The organism is Pseudonocardia sp., assembly GCF_025465255.1.
Classification (GTDB): domain Bacteria; phylum Actinomycetota; class Actinomycetes; order Mycobacteriales; family Pseudonocardiaceae; genus Pseudonocardia.
Window position 1 is genome coordinate 1 of record NZ_JAODNI010000240.1, and the last position, 14,671, is coordinate 14,671.

The window sequence follows — 14,671 nt, forward strand, 5'->3', positions numbered from 1 at the left end:
CGGGGCCTGGGCGCCGGTGCCGCGGCCCAGGATGAGCTCCGCGAACGTGGCCATGGCCTCGTCGAGCTGGCCGGCGTTGCGCCGCTCGGACTCCTCGTTGGCCTTAGCCACCAGGTTGCCGACCGACGCGGCGTCCGGCCGTGCCCGCAGCGTGCTGTCCAGCTCGCCCAGCTTCGCGTCGACGACGCCGCTGAACTCCCCGAGCTTCCCGCCGACGTTCGTCTCGACCGTGTCGATCCGGCCGGCCATCTCGTCCAGCCGCGCGCTGACGGCCTCGAGGCGCTCGGCCAGCGAGCTCAGCGGCTCCGTCGGGTCGACGGCCGGGCGCGCGGCCAGGTCCTCGAGCCGGCGGTGCAGGCCCACGCTGGTGTCGCCCAGCAGGTTCCGCACACCCTCGTTGCTCTCCTCGAAGGAGCGGGTGGCGCCGTCGAGCTGCTCGCGCACCATCTTCTCGACGCCGTCGATCTTCTCGCGGATCGGCGTCGCGACCGCGTTCGGCATCGCATCGAGCCGCATCTCGTGCCGGTCGAGGCGGTTGTCGAGGTCGTCGAGGCGCTTGTGCAGGCCGCCGAGCCGGTCGTCCAGGCCGTCCATCCGGCCGGAGACACCCTCAAGGCGCCCCGCCATGCCGTCGAGCCGCCCGTCGAGCTGGGCGATCGGCTTGGCCATCTTGTCCGGCAGGGACTCGATCGCGCGCACGACGGCGCCGATGGCGACCTCCTGCGCGTCGAGCTTGGCGACGGTCTCGTCCAGGCGCTCGGCCAGGACGCTCATCTCGGTGCGGTCCGGCATCTCGGAGAGGCGCTTGCGGACCGTGCCCAACGCGTCCAGCGCGGAGAGCCGCGCGTGGATCTCGTCGAGCGAGTCGAAAACCTGTTGCTGCTCGCTGTCACGGATCTCGGCCGCACGCATCAGCATGCCGCGCATCCGGTCGAACGACAGGGTGGAGTTATCGCTCATCGCTGATCGGCCTTTGTGAGTCCGGATGGGGGAGCACGCACAGGGTATCGAGCCTCTTTGATCACTCTTCAGGGCCTGCCCATTCGGCCGTCCGGGGGGCTCCATTCGCCCGATCCGGCCTGGTCGACGTGGGTATAGCGTGTCGAGATGGCCGCTCCGACGACCGCGAACCCGACGAGCCCCGCTGGGGCCGTGCCCACCGCCGACGAGATCCGGGCGGCGCCCAAGGTCCTGCTCCACGACCATCTGGACGGGGGCCTGCGGGCGTCGTCGGTCGTCGAGCTGGCCGACGCCGTCGGTTACGGGGAGCTACCCACCCGCGATCCGGAGGAGCTGGCCGGCTGGTTCCTCGGTGCCGCGCACTCCGGGTCGCTCGTCCGCTACCTGGAGACCTTCGGCCACACGGTCGCGGTGATGCAGACCGAGGAGGCCCTCGTCCGGGTCGCCGCGGAGGCCGCGGAGGACCTGGCCGCGGACGGCGTCGTCTACGCCGAGGTGCGGTTCGCGCCGGAGCTGCACGTCGAGCAGGGGCTGGACCTGCCGGCCGTCGTCGAGGCCGTGCTCGAGGGGTTCCGGACCGGCACCGCGCGCGCCGCGGAGCAGGGGCGCCGCATCCGGATCGGCTGCCTGCTCACCGCGATGCGGCACGCCGCGCGCTCCCGGGAGATCGCCGAGCTCGCCGTCCGGTACCGGGACGCCGGCGTCGTCGGGTTCGACATCGCGGGCGCCGAGAAGGGCTTCCCGCCCACCCGGCACCTCGACGCGTTCGAGTACGTCCGTCAGCAGAACGCGCACGTCACGATCCACGCGGGCGAGGCGTTCGGGCTGCCGTCGATCTGGGAGGCCGTGCAGTGGTGCGGGGCGGACCGGCTCGGCCACGGCGTCCGGATCGTCGACGACATCACCCTCGACACCCAGGGCAACGCCCTGCTCGGCCGGCTCGCCGCCTGGGTCCGGGACATGCGGATCCCGCTGGAGATGTGCCCGACGTCGAACGTGCACACCGGCGCCGCGAAATCTCTGGCGGACCACCCGATCGGGTTACTCCGGGACCTGCGGTTCAGGGTCACGGTCAACACCGACAACCGGCTCATGTCCGGCTGTTCGATGACGAGCGAGATGACCGCGCTGGTGGACACGTTCGGGTACGGCTGGGCGGACCTGCAGTGGTTCACCGTGAACGCGATGAAGTCCGCGTTCATCCACTTCGACGAGCGGCTCGCCCTGATCGAGAACGTCATCAAGCCCGCGTACGCCGAGTTGAGCCGCTGACGCGGCCTGTGCGCGGAAACCGTTGCCAGGGCGACGGTTTCCGCGCACGAGCGCCGGAGGCGTACTGCACCGTCGGGGCCAGCACGGTCGGCCACGGTGCGTTCCGGCCGGTGCAGAGCTCGATCGACAGTCCCTCGACGGGCCGGGGCGGGCAGGTCGTGAAGCCTCCGCGGAAGGTGTCCGGCGGAGCGTCGACGCCGACCCGGAGCGCCGCGTCCGCGCTTTCCGGCGGCGGGCGAAGTAGCCGTGGCCGCGGTGCGGGCTGTACGCGAGCGGCGTGCCCTCGGGCGTCCCGTGCACGTCGACCGCCGCGGCCACCGGATAGATCTGGCCGACGACCGCGGTGCGTTCCCGGACGTCCGGCGGCAGCGCGGCCCCGGCCCGCGCGGCGGCGAGCCCGGTTGGTACGCGCGACCGCCGGCATCCGCGGCGCTCGTAGTGGTCTCGGAACCGGCGCTCGACGTGGATCGTGGTCGGCCTGCTGACGCTGCTCGCGATCCGGCCGTGGGCGCCCGGCTGGGACACGGTCCCGCTCGGCCTGCTGGGCACCGCGGTGCCGACGCTCGCCGGGCGCTACGTCGCGGCCCGCCGCCGGATCATGACCGATCTCCGGGAATGTGCGGAGCGCACGGACCGGGAGCAGCGGCTGCTCGCCGAGCGGGCCCGCGCGGAGGAGCGGGCGCGGCTCGCGCGGGAGGTGCACGACGTCGTCACGCACCGGGTCACGCTGATGGTGCTGCAGGCGGGTGCGCTGGAGGTCACCGGGCGTGGACCCGGACGGCCGGCGCGCCGCGCAGGCGGTGCGGGAGTCCGGGATGCAGGCCCTCGACGAGCTGCGCGGACTGGTCCGGGTGCTGCGGTCGCCCGATCCGGGCCCCGACGGGCCGTTCGGTGCGTCGCCCGCCGTCGGAGCGCCGGACGCCCTGCCCGACCTGCAGGAGCTCGTCGGCTCCTCGACGGCCGCGGGCGCGTCCGTCCGGCTGGGCCGCCGGAGGAGCGGGACGTCGTCGCGCTGCTCGGCGAGGGCCGCTCCAACGCCGAGATCGCCGGGACGCTGTACCTCACCGAGGCGACGGTGAAGGGCCACGTCTCCCGCGCGCTGGAGAAGTCGGGCTGTACCAACCGCACCCAGCTCGGCCTCCTCGCCCGCGAGGCGCGGCTTCGCCGGTGAGCGCGCCCGCCCTCACGGCCGGACGAGGCGGGCTTCCATCTCGGTGACCAGCTCGCGCCAGCGGGCGGCCTCGGCGTCGAAGGGCGGGCTCGGGGCCAGCCGGGTCGGGCTCGGCCGGATGATGAACGACACGAGCCAGCCGAGGCTCTCGGAGTCCGCGAGTGCCTCCTTCGGCTCCGGGTCGCCCGCCCACTCGGCGACGTCGAGGAGCAGCTCCGTGGCCAGCTCCAGCTGGGTCGGGTCGACCTGCAGGGTGCCCTCGGCGATGTCGTCGTCGATGCCGGTGAGCACGTAGGCGTTCAGGTCGTCGATGTTCACCTCGAGGTCCCCGACCGCGGCGGCGTCCAGCACCTCCTGCCAGGTCGAGGCGGCGACGAGGTCGTTGTCGTCCTTGCCGCCGTCGGCCAGCCAGCGGGCCAGCGCGCGCTCGGAGTCGAAGGCGTCGATGCGGCCGTTCGTCCCGAGGAAGACGGGCCGGTCGTCGAGGTAGCAGCGCAGGGTGACGACCTCGCGGGAGCCGGTGGTGATCCGGATCGGGTCTATCCCGACCTCCTCCCAGAAGCCGAGGGGGGCGTCGTCCTCCTCCTCGTCCTCGGCGACCTGGTCCGCCGTCGCCCGCTCGGCGGCCTCGGCCTCGAGGGTCTCGTCGTCGGAGTCCTCGTCGTCCTCCCCGAGGAGGTCCTCCTCCTCGGCGATCCGGGCGGCGAGGGCCTCGGCCTCCTTCTCCGCCCGGGCCAGCGCCGCCGCGTCCACCTCCGGGGTGGTCACCATGGCGTCGAGCGCGTCGACGATGTCGTCCCAGTTGTCCGCCACGGTCTGCACGACCTGGGCCCACAGCCGGCCGCCCTCGCGCCCGGAGAACGGCAGCGTGCCCTGGTCCAGCATCGAGAAGCCGGGGGCCGAGTCAAGGACGTCGGTGATCGCGTCGAGATCACAGACCTCGGCGAGCGACCGGACGATCCCGACGACCTCGCCGAGCTCCGCGACCGTCCACTGGTCCGGGTCGTCCGCAACGAGCTCGGGGACGCCGATGACGTCGTAGCGCTGGGTCTCCTCCGGCGTCAGCTCGGCCACCGAGAGCGTCGGGACGAGCTGCCAGGCCGGGTGGTCCGTGAGGTCGTGCTCGGCGGGCGACCGCACGAACGCGGCGAGCCGGGCGACCTCGGTGAAGCCGAACAGGGCGTCGTCGTCGCCGAGGAAGGCCTCCCACTCCTCCCCGTCCTCGCGCCAGCGCGGGGCCCAGAGGGTGACGAGGTCTCCCTCGGTCAGGGAGAGCTGGATCGGGACGATGTCGCTTGCCACGGCCGAGAGCCTACTGGCGTCCCCTGAGCGTCACGTGTCAGAAGGCCCGATCAGGTCCCGACCGGGTGCCACACGGTCGTGATCTCGCAGTACGCCCGCAGCCTGCCGATCCCGGGCGGCTCGGTGAAGTCCGGCTCCGCCGTGGGCCGGGGCAGCACGCGCATGACCGAGTCCGCCGCGGCGCGCTCGAGGTCGACGGCGATGTCGTGCGGGGCCCCGACCAGATCCAGGGCCGCCACCTCGGCGTGGCTCGCCAGCCACGGCGCCAGCTCCGCGGTCCGGCCGGTGAGCAGGTTCGCGACCCCCGCGGGCACGTCCGAGGTCGCGAGGACCTCCCCGAGCACGACGGCGGGCAGCGGCCGCTCCTCCGACGCCACGACGACGGCGGTGGCTCCGACGGCGAGCACCGGCGCGAGCATCGAGGTGAGCCCCAGCAGCGACGAGCCCTGCGGCGCCAGCACCCCGACGACCCCGGTGGGCACCGGCGTCGACGTGCACTCGTACGGGCCCGCGACCGGGTTCACCGAGCCGAGCACCGTCGCGACCTTGTCCGTCCAGCCCGCGTACCAGACCCAGCGGTCGATGGTGGCGTCGACGACGGCCGCGGCCTCGCGGCGGGACACCCCCTCCGCGGCGACGACCTCGTCCGCGGCCTGCTCGCGGCGTCCTTCGAGGACCTCCGCAACCCGGTAGAGGACCTGCCCGCGGTTGTAGGCGGTGGCCCCGGACCAGCGCGGGAGCGCCCCGCGGGCCGCGGCGACGGCGTCCCGAACGTCCTTGCGCGAGGCGAGCGCGGCATGGGCGAGCAGCCGCCCCCCGGCGTCGCGGACCGGGTAGCTGCGCCCGGACTCCGACCGCGGGAACGCGCCGTTCACGTACAGCTTGTGGGTCTTGGCGACGGTGACCCTCGACTCCGTGCTCATCTCTGCCCCTCCGGTGCTCGTGCGCGGAGAACATCGCCCTGGCAACGAGATCCGCGCACGGGCGCGTCAGCGCACATAGGCCTGCAGCCCGGTCCGGCCGCCCTCCCGGCCGAAGCCGGACTCGCCCATGCCGCCGAAGGGCGCCGTGGGGTCGAAGCGGTTGAAGGTGTTCGCCCACACCACGCCCGCGCGCAGGCGCCGCGCGGTCCACAGGGCCTTGCTGCCCTTCTCGGTCCAGACCCCCGCCGAGAGCCCGTACGGGGTGTTCGTCGCCTTCGCGACGGCCTCGTCCGGGGTGCGGAAGGTCAGCACGGACAGCACCGGACCGAAGATCTCCTCGCGGGCGATCCGCATGGTCTGCTCGACCTCGGTGAAGACCGTCGGCGAGAAGAACAGGCCGCGTTCGGGGAGTGGGCACGGGCTCGTCCAGCGCTGGGCGCCCTCGGCGTCCCCGGCCGCGGCCAGATCCACGATCCGCTCCAGCTGCGCCCGCGAGTTGATCGCGCCGACGTCCGTGTTCTTGTCCAGCGGGTCCCCGACGCGCAGGCCCGCGACGCGCTCGCGCAGTCGCTCCAGGAACTCCTCGGCGATCGACTCCTGGACCAGCAGCCGAGACCCGGCACAGCAGACGTGGCCCTGGTTGAAGAAGATCCCGTCGACGACGCCCTCGACCGCCTGGTCCAGCGCCGCGTCCGCGTAGACGATGTTCGCCGCCTTGCCGCCCAGCTCCAGGGTGAGCGCGCGGCCCGTCCCGGCGAGGCGCCGCTGGATCTCCTTGCCGACCTCGGTCGAGCCGGTGAAGGCGACCTTGTCCAGGCCCCCGTGCCCGACGAGCGCGGCGCCGACCGCGCCGTCCCCGGGCAGCACGTTGAGCACACCCGGCGGAAGCCCGGCGTCGGCCGCGATCTCGGCGAGCACCAGGGCGCTCAACGGCGTGGTCTCGGCCGGCTTGAGGACGATCGTGTTGCCCGTCGCGAGCGCGGGCGCGATCTTCCACGCGGCCATGAGCAGCGGGAAGTTCCACGGGACGACGGCGCCGACCACCCCGAGCGGGGCGGGCGCCGACCCCAGCCCGGCGTGCTCAAGCTTGTCCGCCCAGCCCGCGTGGTGGAAGAGGTGCGCGGACGCGGTGGGGACGTCGACGTCCCGGGTCTCGCGGATCGGCTTGCCGTTGTCCAGGGTCTCCAGGACCGCCAGCTCGCGGGCGCGCTCGGCAACGACCCGGGCGATCCGGAACAGGTACTTGGCGCGCTCCGCGCCGGACATCGGGCCCCAGACCTTCTCCTGGGCCGTGCGGGCCGCCGTCACGGCCGCGTCGACGTCCCCGTCCGAGGCGGTGCCGACCTCGGCGAGCGGTTCCTCCGTGGCCGGGTTCACCGTCGTCAGGGGCTCGCCGTGGCCGTCGACGAACTCGCCGCCGACGAAGGGCCGATAGGTGGGCCGCAGGCCCGCCAGCGCCGCGGACTCGGGCGCGGGCGCGTACGTCCAGGTCACGCGCCCACCCGGGTCCGGTTCTCGTAGTGCCCGGACGCCTTCGCCCGGCGCTGCAGCAGCAGGTCCCCGAGCAGCGACGACGCGCCGAACCTGAACAGCGCGGGCGTCAGCCAGGCCAGCCCGGCGATCTCGTTCACCGCGACCAGGTAGCGCAGAGCGTCCTTCGTGGAGCGGATGCCGCCCGCCGCCTTGACCCCGCGGTACTCGCCGGTCAGCCGGTGCCAGTCCCGCACCGCCTGCAGCAGGATGTGGATCACGGGCAGGGTCGACGCCGGGGAGATCTTGCCCGTCGACGTCTTGATCACGTCCGCGCCCGCGAGCAGGGCGAGCCAGGACGCGCGCCGCACCTCGTCGTAGGTCCCGAGCTCGCCCGTCTCGAGGATGACCTTGAGATGGGCGCGCCCGCAGGCCTGCTTGACGGCGACGATCTCGTCGAACACCGCGGTCAGGTCACCGGCGAGGAACGCGCCCCGGTCGATGACCATGTCGATCTCGGACGCGCCGGCCTCAACCGCCAGCCGCGTGTCCGCGAGTTTCACCTCCCGCGAGGAGCGGCCCGACGGGAACGCAGTGGCCACCGCCGCCACCGCGACCGAGGAGCCGCGCAACCTCTCGACGGCAAGTCCGGCCAGGTCCGGGTACACGCAGACGGCCGCCACGGGCGGCACGTCCGGCTGGTCCGGATCGGGACGGCGGGCCTGGGCGCAGAGCGACGCGATCTTGCCGGGGGTGTCCGCACCTTCCAGCGTGGTCAGGTCGATCATGGAGATCGCCAGGTCGATCCCGCGGAGCTTGGCGTCGCCCTTGATGCTGCGGGTCTGCAACGCCGCGACGCGACGTTCCAGGCCGACGGCGTCGACACCGGGCAGGCCGTGCAGGAACCGGGCGAGCGAGTGCTCGTCGGAACGCAGCAGGCCCGGATCGGGGAGCGGTGACGGGGGAGCCGCCGGGCCCGCGTTCCGCGCGGATCGGGATTGTGCCGGGACGGTGCTGGTCACGGCCGCGAGTGTAGGCGGCGCGGGACGGGGGCGACCGTCGTTCGTCCGGACGTCGGTACTGAGGGGAGCTGCGCGCACGTGGGGACGTGCGCTCGCGGTCCGTCGTATGGAGTTGTCCACCGGCGCTCGGGGTCGACGCGCCGGCGCGGGGTCAGGTCGAGCTGTGCAGCCGGACCACTCCGACCGTGACGTCCTCGAGCCCGCCGCGATCGAAGTCCCGCCGCAGCTGGTCTGCCTTCACCGTCGCGGTCAGACCGTCGAACGGTCCGTGGGCGTCCACCTCCCCGGTCTGGGGGTCGACAGCAAGAACCACGTAACCGTCGCACTGCGTGAGCTTCTCAGCGGCAGCGACCAACGTCTGCTCGTCTGAAGTCGTGTTCTCCGGCACCGGATCACCTCCTAGTCATCTAGTACAGCGTCGCGGGGGCCTCCGGCGTGACAGTCTTTCGGTCTTACCACCCGTTCGGGTCAGGGTGAATATCTCGGACGATCACCGAAGGTGCGGAATCGGGGACTCAGGGCACACAAATCCGGCGGATTCCCCTGTGGTGATCATCCCGTCGGTACGCGCAGTGATCATTTACGTGTACCGCGCGTTCCGGCTTCCTCGGCCGTGACGGAGCCGCGCCGGGTCACTCACAGGGGCGCGGTGAAGGTCATCCGGACGGTGCATCGACGGCTGCGGCGATGGTCTGTACGTGGCCCAGACACCCCGAAGCGATCACGGTCTGTGTCCTGGAGCACACCCGCGGCCGTCCGGCCCCGACGACGCCGGCCCGAAGCGGAGTGCGCGGGTGCTTGGATCGACGCATGCGCTGCCTCCGCACCCCGGACGAACGGTTCGACGGGCTCCCCGGCTTCCCGCAGCCCCCGCGGTACGCCGAGGTGCCGGACCCGGACGGCGGCACGCTGCGGATGGCGTGGGTGGAGGAGGGGCCGCCCGACGGCCCGCCCGTCCTCCTGCTGCACGGCGAGCCCAGCTGGTCCTACCTCTACCGCACGATGCTGCCGGTGCTCGCCGCCGCGGGGTTCCGCGCCGTCGCGCCGGATCTCGTCGGGTTCGGCCGCTCGGACAAGCCCGCCGAGCTCGCCGACCATACCTACGCCCGGCACGTCGAGTGGGTCCGCGCGGTGGCCTTCGACGTCCTGGGGCTCGACGGCATCACGCTCGTCGGGCAGGACTGGGGCGGGTTGATCGGGCTGCGGCTCGTCGCGGAGCACCCGGACCGGTTCGCGCGGGTCGTCGCGGCGAACACCGGGCTCCCGACCGGGGACACGGACATGCCGGAGGTCTGGTGGCGGTTCCGGCGCGCGGTGGAGAAGGCCGGTGCCGCCGGTGCCCTGGACGTCGGGCGGCTGGTGCAGTCCGGCTGCCGCACCCGCCTCGACGACGCGGTGCGCGCCGCATACGACGCCCCGTTCCCGTCCGCGGACTTCGCCGCCGCGGTGCGGGCGATGCCGACGCTCGTCCCGACCCGTCCGAACGACCCGGCGACGACGGCGAACCGGGCCGCGTGGGCCGTCCTGGAGAAGCGGGACATCCCCTTCCTCTGCGCCTTCAGCGACGGCGACCCGATCACCGCCGCCATGGCGCCGCTGCTGGCCGCGACGATGCCGGGCGCCGCGGGACGCGAGCACCCGACGATCCGGGACGCGGGCCACTTCCTGCAGGAGGACGCGGGGCCGGCGCTGGCCGACGTCGTCGTGGAGTTCGCGTCGTGATCCCGGGCCGGACCGCGGGATCGCCGGATAGGGTCCGGCGCATGGACGTCCAGGTCGTCGACCACCCTCTGGCCAAGGCCCGGCTGACCACGATGCGCGACGCGCGCACGGACAACGCGGCGTTCCGCGCCGCGCTCCGTGAGCTCACGCTGATGCTCATCTACGAGGCCACCCGGGGCGCCCCCGTGGCGACCGCACCGCTGCACACCCCGGTCGCGCGGACCACCGGCCACCGCCTCGCCAGCCCGCCCGTGCTGGTGCCGGTGCTGCGGGCCGGACTCGGCATGGCCGACGCCGCGCAGAACCTGATCCCCGAGTCCCAGATGGGGTTCGTCGGGGTCGCGCGGGACGAGGAGACCCACCGGCCGACGCCGTACATGGAGTCGCTTCCGGAGTCCCTCGTCGGGCGGCCGGTGTTCGTGCTGGACCCGATGCTGGCGACGGGCGGCTCGATGGTGCACACGATCGGCCTGCTCACCGCGCGGGGCGCGGACGACGTGACCGCGGTCTGCGTGCTGGCGGCACCGGAGGGCGTCGAGGCGCTGAGGTCGAGCGGGCTGCCCGTCCGGCTCGTCACCGCCAGCATCGACGAGCGGCTCAACGACTCGGCGTTCATCGTCCCGGGGCTGGGCGACGCGGGGGACCGGCAGTTCGGCGCGGTCTGACGTCGAGAACGCCCCTGGCGGTCTCGACGTTCCGGTGAACCCCCACGAGGAGGCCACCGTGAGGTACCTGATCCTGCTGCTCCACAACTCCTCCCTGAGGCCGAGTTCGGCGTCGTCGAGGTGCGGCCGCTGATGGACATGTCCGGGTTCGAGGGGTGAGTCCGCCCGGCACGGTCGAGGGCCTGCTGCGCGAGCTGGCGCCGCAGGTCCTCGCCGCCGTCGTCCGGCGGTACGGGGACTTCGACCTGTGCGAGGCCGCCGTCCAGGAGGCGCTGCTCGCCGCCGCGCTGCAGTGGCCCGCCGACGGCCCGCCGGACAATCCCGGGGGGTGGCTGGTCACGACGGCCGCCCGGCGCCGGATCGAGCTGTGGCGCAACGAGTCCGCCCGCGCGTTCCTGGTCCCGGAGCCGACGATCGCGCAGCGGATCAGCCGCGCGAAGTCCCGGATCCGGGGCGCGGCGTTCTCGATGCCCGACGCCCGCCGCCCGGCCCGCACGGACGCCGCGGGTGAGTCCCGCTGGCGGAGCAGGACCGCGCCCGGTGGGACTCCGCGGCGATCACCGAGGGCGTCGGACTGGTCACCCGGGCGCTGGCCGAGGCGCCGATCGGGCCGTACCAGCTGCAGGCCGCGATCGCCGCCGTGCACGACGAGGCGCCGTCGGCAAAGGACACGGACCGGGCGCAGATCCTCGGCCTCTACGAGCTGCTCGCCGCGCTCGCACCGGGCCCGATGGTGACGCTGAACCGGATCGTCGCGGCGGCGGTGGTGCACTACCTCCGCCGCCGGGCCGCCGCCCTGTAGCGCCGGCTCCGATCAGGAGAGCCCGGCTCCGATCAGGAGCGCCAGCCGTCCACCGCGGCCCGGACCATCGCCGCGAAGCCCTCGCCAGGGTCCCCGCCTCCGGCCGGCACCGCGTCCCGCAGCTGCAGGGACACGAGGCCGTGCAGGGCGGCCCAGAGACCGAGCGCGACCGTCGCCGCGTTCGCGTCACCGCGCAGCACGTCCGCGCGCATCGCCCGCTCGACCGCCTTCACCAGCGGTTCGAACGCGGCGTCGCGCAGGCCGCGGGACTCGTCGTCGAGCTCGGCGCTGCCGAACATCGCGTCGTAGAGGTGGGGGTCGTCGAGCGCGGCGTCGCGATAGGCCAGCCCCAGGGCGACGAGGCCCGTCGCGGGATCCCCGCTGTCCGGGACGGCGGCGAGGCGGGCACCGAGGCGGCGGAACGCCTCGTCGACGAGTGTCTTCACCAGACCGGGTTTGCCGCCGAACAGGGAGTAGACCGCGGTGGTCGACGTCCCGACGTCCGAGGCGAGCTTGCGCAGGCTCAGTCCGGCGACGCCGTCGGAGGACAGAAGCTGGCCCGCGCGATCCCGCAGCCGCGCGCGCAGCGCGTCGTCGTGGACCTTGGGCCGTGGCACGTTCGGAGGCTATCTCGCACGTGCCACGGCGCGCCGTGTAACGGAACGACTCTTCAACCAGAGATCAGTTCGGGTCCCTCTGTCGGGGGACGCGATCGGGGATCGTGGAGGGTCGGATGCGGGTTGCGGTCAGGGACCTGCGGTTCGTCGTGACGGTGCTGGTCGCGCTTCTGCTCCTCGCCGTGCCGGTCGCGGACGCCGAGATCGCCGTCCCCGGCGTGCGGACCGTCGGCACCGGCCCGGACGCGCCGCTGCGGGTCCTGCGGGTGATGCCGCTCGGCGCGTCGAGCACCGAGGGCGTCGGCAGCCCCGCGACGGCGGGCTACCGGGGCCCGCTGCTGGCCGACCTCGACCGCGACGGCATCGCGATCGACTACGTCGGATCCCGCAGGAGCGGCCCCGCCGGCCTGCGGGACCGGGACCACGAGGGGCACTCCGGCTGGACGATCGAGAAGATGCTGCGGGTCGTCGACGGCTGGGTGCGGGCGGCGGATCCGGACGTGATCCTGCTGCACATGGGGACCAACGACATCGGCAGCGGGGCGAGCGGGGCGGTCGTGGCCCGACGGCTCGACGCGCTGCTGACCGAGGTGAGCGCCGCGGCCCCGGACGCACACGTGATCGTCGCGGGGATCTGGGCGAAGTTCCCGAACCGGGCCCCGGCGCGGGCCGAGCTGGCGAGGCTCACCCCCGGGATCGTCGCGGCCCACGTGGCGCGCGGCGAGTCGGTCGAGTACGTCGACAACTCGAACCTGCTGGGCGCCGAGGACTTCACGGACTCGTTGCACGCCGACGCGGGCGGCTACTCGAAGATCGCCGGAATGTGGGCGACGGAGATCGAGGGCTGGCTGGCGCAGGAGAAGGCGGCGTCGTCCACCTCGGCGGCGTCCTAGTCGGACAGCCCCGCGGCGACCGTCGCGCCGAGCTCCCAGCACGCCTCCAGCGCCGCCTTGTCCGGCGCCCCCATGACCTCCACCGGTGCGGCCGCGGCCTTCCACCCCATACCGGACGCGATCGCGGCGACGGCCTTCACCGCGCCCTCGACGCCCTGGTTGCCGTGCACGTACACCCCGTAGGGCAGCCCGCGGGTGTCGTCCGCGCAGACGTAGAAGACCTGGTCGAAGAAGTGCTTGAGCGCACCGGACATGTAGCCGATGTTCGCCGGGGTCCCGAGCACGATGCCGTCCGCGGCCAGCAGGTCGCTCGCGGTGGCGGCCAGCGCGGCGCGGCGCACGACCTCGACCCCGACGATCTCGGGGTCGCCGGCCCCACGGATCACGGCGTCGAGCAGCTCCTGGGTCGCGGGCGAGGGGGTGTGGTGGACGATCAGCAGCCGGGACATCTCACTCCTCCTGCAACAGGCCGCCGACCTCCGCGCGCAGCGCCGCCAGCCGGTCGGTGGCGCGCGCCCGGGCGTCGTCGAGGCCGTCCGTGACCGGCTCGACGACCTCCAGGTACGCCTTCAGCTTCGGTTCCGTGCCCGAGGGGCGGATCACCAGCCGCTCGCCCGCGCGGCGCAGCCGCAGGACGTCCGGTGCCGGGCGGTCGATCTCCCAGCCCTCCGGCGGCTCCGCGCCGAGGCGGGCGACGGCGGCGTCCCGGGCGGAGGGCTCCATCCGTAGCGAGACGCCCGCGGTGAGGTGGACCCCATGGGCGGCCGCGAGCTCGTCGAGCCGGTCGAGCAGGGTCCGCCCGTGGGCTCGCAGCCCGGCCAGGAGATCGGTCGCGAGCACGGCGGCGGCGATGCCGTCCTTGTCCCGCACGGCATTCGGGTCCACGCAGTAGCCCAGCGCCTCCTCGTACCCGTACACGAGCCCGGGCCCGCCGCGGACGATCCACTTGAAACCGGTGAGGGTCTCCGCGTAGCGCGCGCCGTACGCCTGCGCGACGCGCCCCAGCATCGACGACGAGACGACGGTCGTCGCCACCAGCGGATCCGTGTACCCACCGCAGCGCAGCAGATGGTCCCCGAGCAGCACGCCCGTCTCGTCCCCGCTGAGCATCCGCCACGTGGCGTCCGGACCGGGCACGCCGAGCGCGCAGCGGTCCGCGTCCGGGTCCAGGGCGATCGCGAGGTCTGCGTCCACCTCGGCGGCCAGCGCCAGCAGCGCGTCGGTGGCGCCGGGCTCCTCCGGGTTCGGGAACGCGACGGTCGGGAAGTCCGGGTCCGGCACCGCCTGCGACCCGACGACGTGGACGTCGGTGAATCCCGCCCGGGACAGCGCGTGCACCACCGTCCGCCCGCCGACGCCGTGCAGGGGCGTCAGCGCGATCCGGAGACCCCGGGCGCCCCCGCGGGGCAGCGAGGCGACCCGCGCGAGGTAGTCCTCGACCGGGTCGACGACCGTCCGCGCGGGCGCCGTCGGGATCGAGAACGCGCCGGGCGCGGCGGTGATCGCGGCCTCGATCTCGGCGTCCGCCGGCGGCGCGAGCTGCGCGCCGTCGGCGAGATAGACCTTGTACCCGTTGTCCGCCGGGGGGTTGTGCGACGCCGTGATCTGGATTCCCGCGACGGCGCCGAGCCGGCGGACCGCGAAGGCCAGCACCGGCGTCGGCAGGGGTTCGGGGAGGACGTGGACGGCGAACCCGGCGCCCGCGAGCACCTCCGCGGCGGCCTGGGCGAAGGCCTCGGACCCGTGCCGTGCGTCCCGCCCGACGACGACCGGCCGGCCGCCGTCGCCGCGCCCGGTCAGCCAGGCCGCGAGCCCGGCCGTCGCCCGCCTGACCACCGCCACGTTCATCCCC

General features: G+C 73.9%; 14 protein-coding genes and 1 pseudogene. 6 read left to right on the forward strand and 9 right to left on the reverse strand.

What is annotated here, in order from left to right; all coding sequences use genetic code 11:
- A partial coding sequence (locus tag JWP64_RS29905) for a PA containing protein (RefSeq protein WP_297503611.1) occupies window positions 1–960 on the reverse strand: 960 nt, incomplete at its 3' end.
- A gap of 147 nt (window positions 961–1,107) precedes the next feature.
- On the opposite strand from JWP64_RS29905, the gene JWP64_RS29910 reads away from it, so the two are divergent.
- Complete coding sequence (locus JWP64_RS29910; RefSeq protein ID WP_297503613.1) at window positions 1,108–2,232, forward strand: adenosine deaminase; 1,125 nt, start codon at window positions 1,108–1,110, stop codon at window positions 2,230–2,232.
- 469 nt (window positions 2,233–2,701) lie between these two features.
- On the forward strand, window positions 2,702–3,403 hold the full coding sequence (locus tag JWP64_RS29915; protein ID WP_297503615.1) for a LuxR C-terminal-related transcriptional regulator: 702 nt from the start codon (window positions 2,702–2,704) through the stop codon (window positions 3,401–3,403).
- Between the two features lie 12 nt (window positions 3,404–3,415).
- On the opposite strand, the gene JWP64_RS29920 is transcribed toward JWP64_RS29915, so the two are convergent.
- The 5 genes from JWP64_RS29920 to JWP64_RS29940 form a co-directional block, all read right to left on the reverse strand.
- Window positions 3,416–4,705, reverse strand: coding sequence for a primosomal protein (locus JWP64_RS29920; protein WP_297503617.1), 1,290 nt, complete (start codon window positions 4,703–4,705; stop codon window positions 3,416–3,418).
- Between the two features lie 50 nt (window positions 4,706–4,755).
- Complete coding sequence (locus JWP64_RS29925; protein ID WP_297503618.1) at window positions 4,756–5,628, reverse strand: aldehyde dehydrogenase family protein; 873 nt, start codon at window positions 5,626–5,628, stop codon at window positions 4,756–4,758.
- A 66-nt stretch (window positions 5,629–5,694) separates the two neighbouring features.
- On the reverse strand, window positions 5,695–7,122 hold the full coding sequence (locus JWP64_RS29930) for an aldehyde dehydrogenase family protein (RefSeq protein WP_297503620.1): 1,428 nt from the start codon (window positions 7,120–7,122) through the stop codon (window positions 5,695–5,697).
- On the reverse strand, window positions 7,119–8,036 hold the full coding sequence (gene deoC / locus JWP64_RS29935) for a deoxyribose-phosphate aldolase (protein WP_297503639.1): 918 nt from the start codon (window positions 8,034–8,036) through the stop codon (window positions 7,119–7,121). Before deoC ends, JWP64_RS29930 begins: the two co-directional genes overlap by 4 nt.
- A 235-nt stretch (window positions 8,037–8,271) precedes the next feature.
- Window positions 8,272–8,508 carry a hypothetical protein gene (locus JWP64_RS29940; protein ID WP_037046372.1) on the reverse strand — a complete coding sequence of 79 codons (237 nt, stop codon included), beginning with the start codon at window positions 8,506–8,508 and terminating at the stop codon, window positions 8,272–8,274.
- Between the two features lie 422 nt (window positions 8,509–8,930).
- Between JWP64_RS29940 and JWP64_RS29945 the strand changes: the two genes are divergently transcribed.
- From JWP64_RS29945 to JWP64_RS29955, 3 genes and pseudogenes are all read left to right on the forward strand, one after another.
- Window positions 8,931–9,842 (forward strand): haloalkane dehalogenase, encoded by a 912-nt coding sequence (locus JWP64_RS29945; RefSeq protein ID WP_297503624.1) that lies wholly within the window; start codon window positions 8,931–8,933, stop codon window positions 9,840–9,842.
- Window positions 9,843–9,883: 41 nt separating this feature from the next.
- Entirely contained in the window at window positions 9,884–10,507 is a 624-nt protein-coding gene (gene upp, locus JWP64_RS29950) for a uracil phosphoribosyltransferase (RefSeq protein ID WP_297503627.1), read from the forward strand.
- A gap of 155 nt (window positions 10,508–10,662) precedes the next feature.
- Window positions 10,663–11,279 (forward strand): annotated as a pseudogene (locus JWP64_RS29955) (DUF6596 domain-containing protein); the annotation flags it as partial.
- A gap of 62 nt (window positions 11,280–11,341) precedes the next feature.
- Here the strand turns inward: JWP64_RS29955 and JWP64_RS29960 are convergent.
- Window positions 11,342–11,926 carry a TetR-like C-terminal domain-containing protein gene (locus tag JWP64_RS29960; RefSeq protein WP_297503629.1) on the reverse strand — a complete coding sequence of 195 codons (585 nt, stop codon included), beginning with the start codon at window positions 11,924–11,926 and terminating at the stop codon, window positions 11,342–11,344.
- Window positions 11,927–12,042: 116 nt separating this feature from the next.
- On the opposite strand from JWP64_RS29960, the gene JWP64_RS29965 reads away from it, so the two are divergent.
- Window positions 12,043–12,819, forward strand: a complete 777-nt coding sequence (locus tag JWP64_RS29965) for an SGNH/GDSL hydrolase family protein (RefSeq protein ID WP_297503632.1) — start codon at window positions 12,043–12,045, stop codon at window positions 12,817–12,819.
- On the opposite strand, the gene JWP64_RS29970 is transcribed toward JWP64_RS29965, so the two are convergent.
- The gene (locus JWP64_RS29970) at window positions 12,816–13,268 is read right to left on the reverse strand and encodes an NAD(P)H-dependent oxidoreductase (protein WP_297503634.1); all 453 of its coding nucleotides are present in this window, start codon (window positions 13,266–13,268) and stop codon (window positions 12,816–12,818) included. The genes JWP64_RS29965 and JWP64_RS29970 overlap by 4 nt on opposite strands.
- Window position 13,269: 1 nt before the next feature.
- Window positions 13,270–14,671 (reverse strand): phospho-sugar mutase (locus JWP64_RS29975; protein ID WP_297503636.1); only part of this gene is annotated, 1,402 nt, incomplete at its 5' end.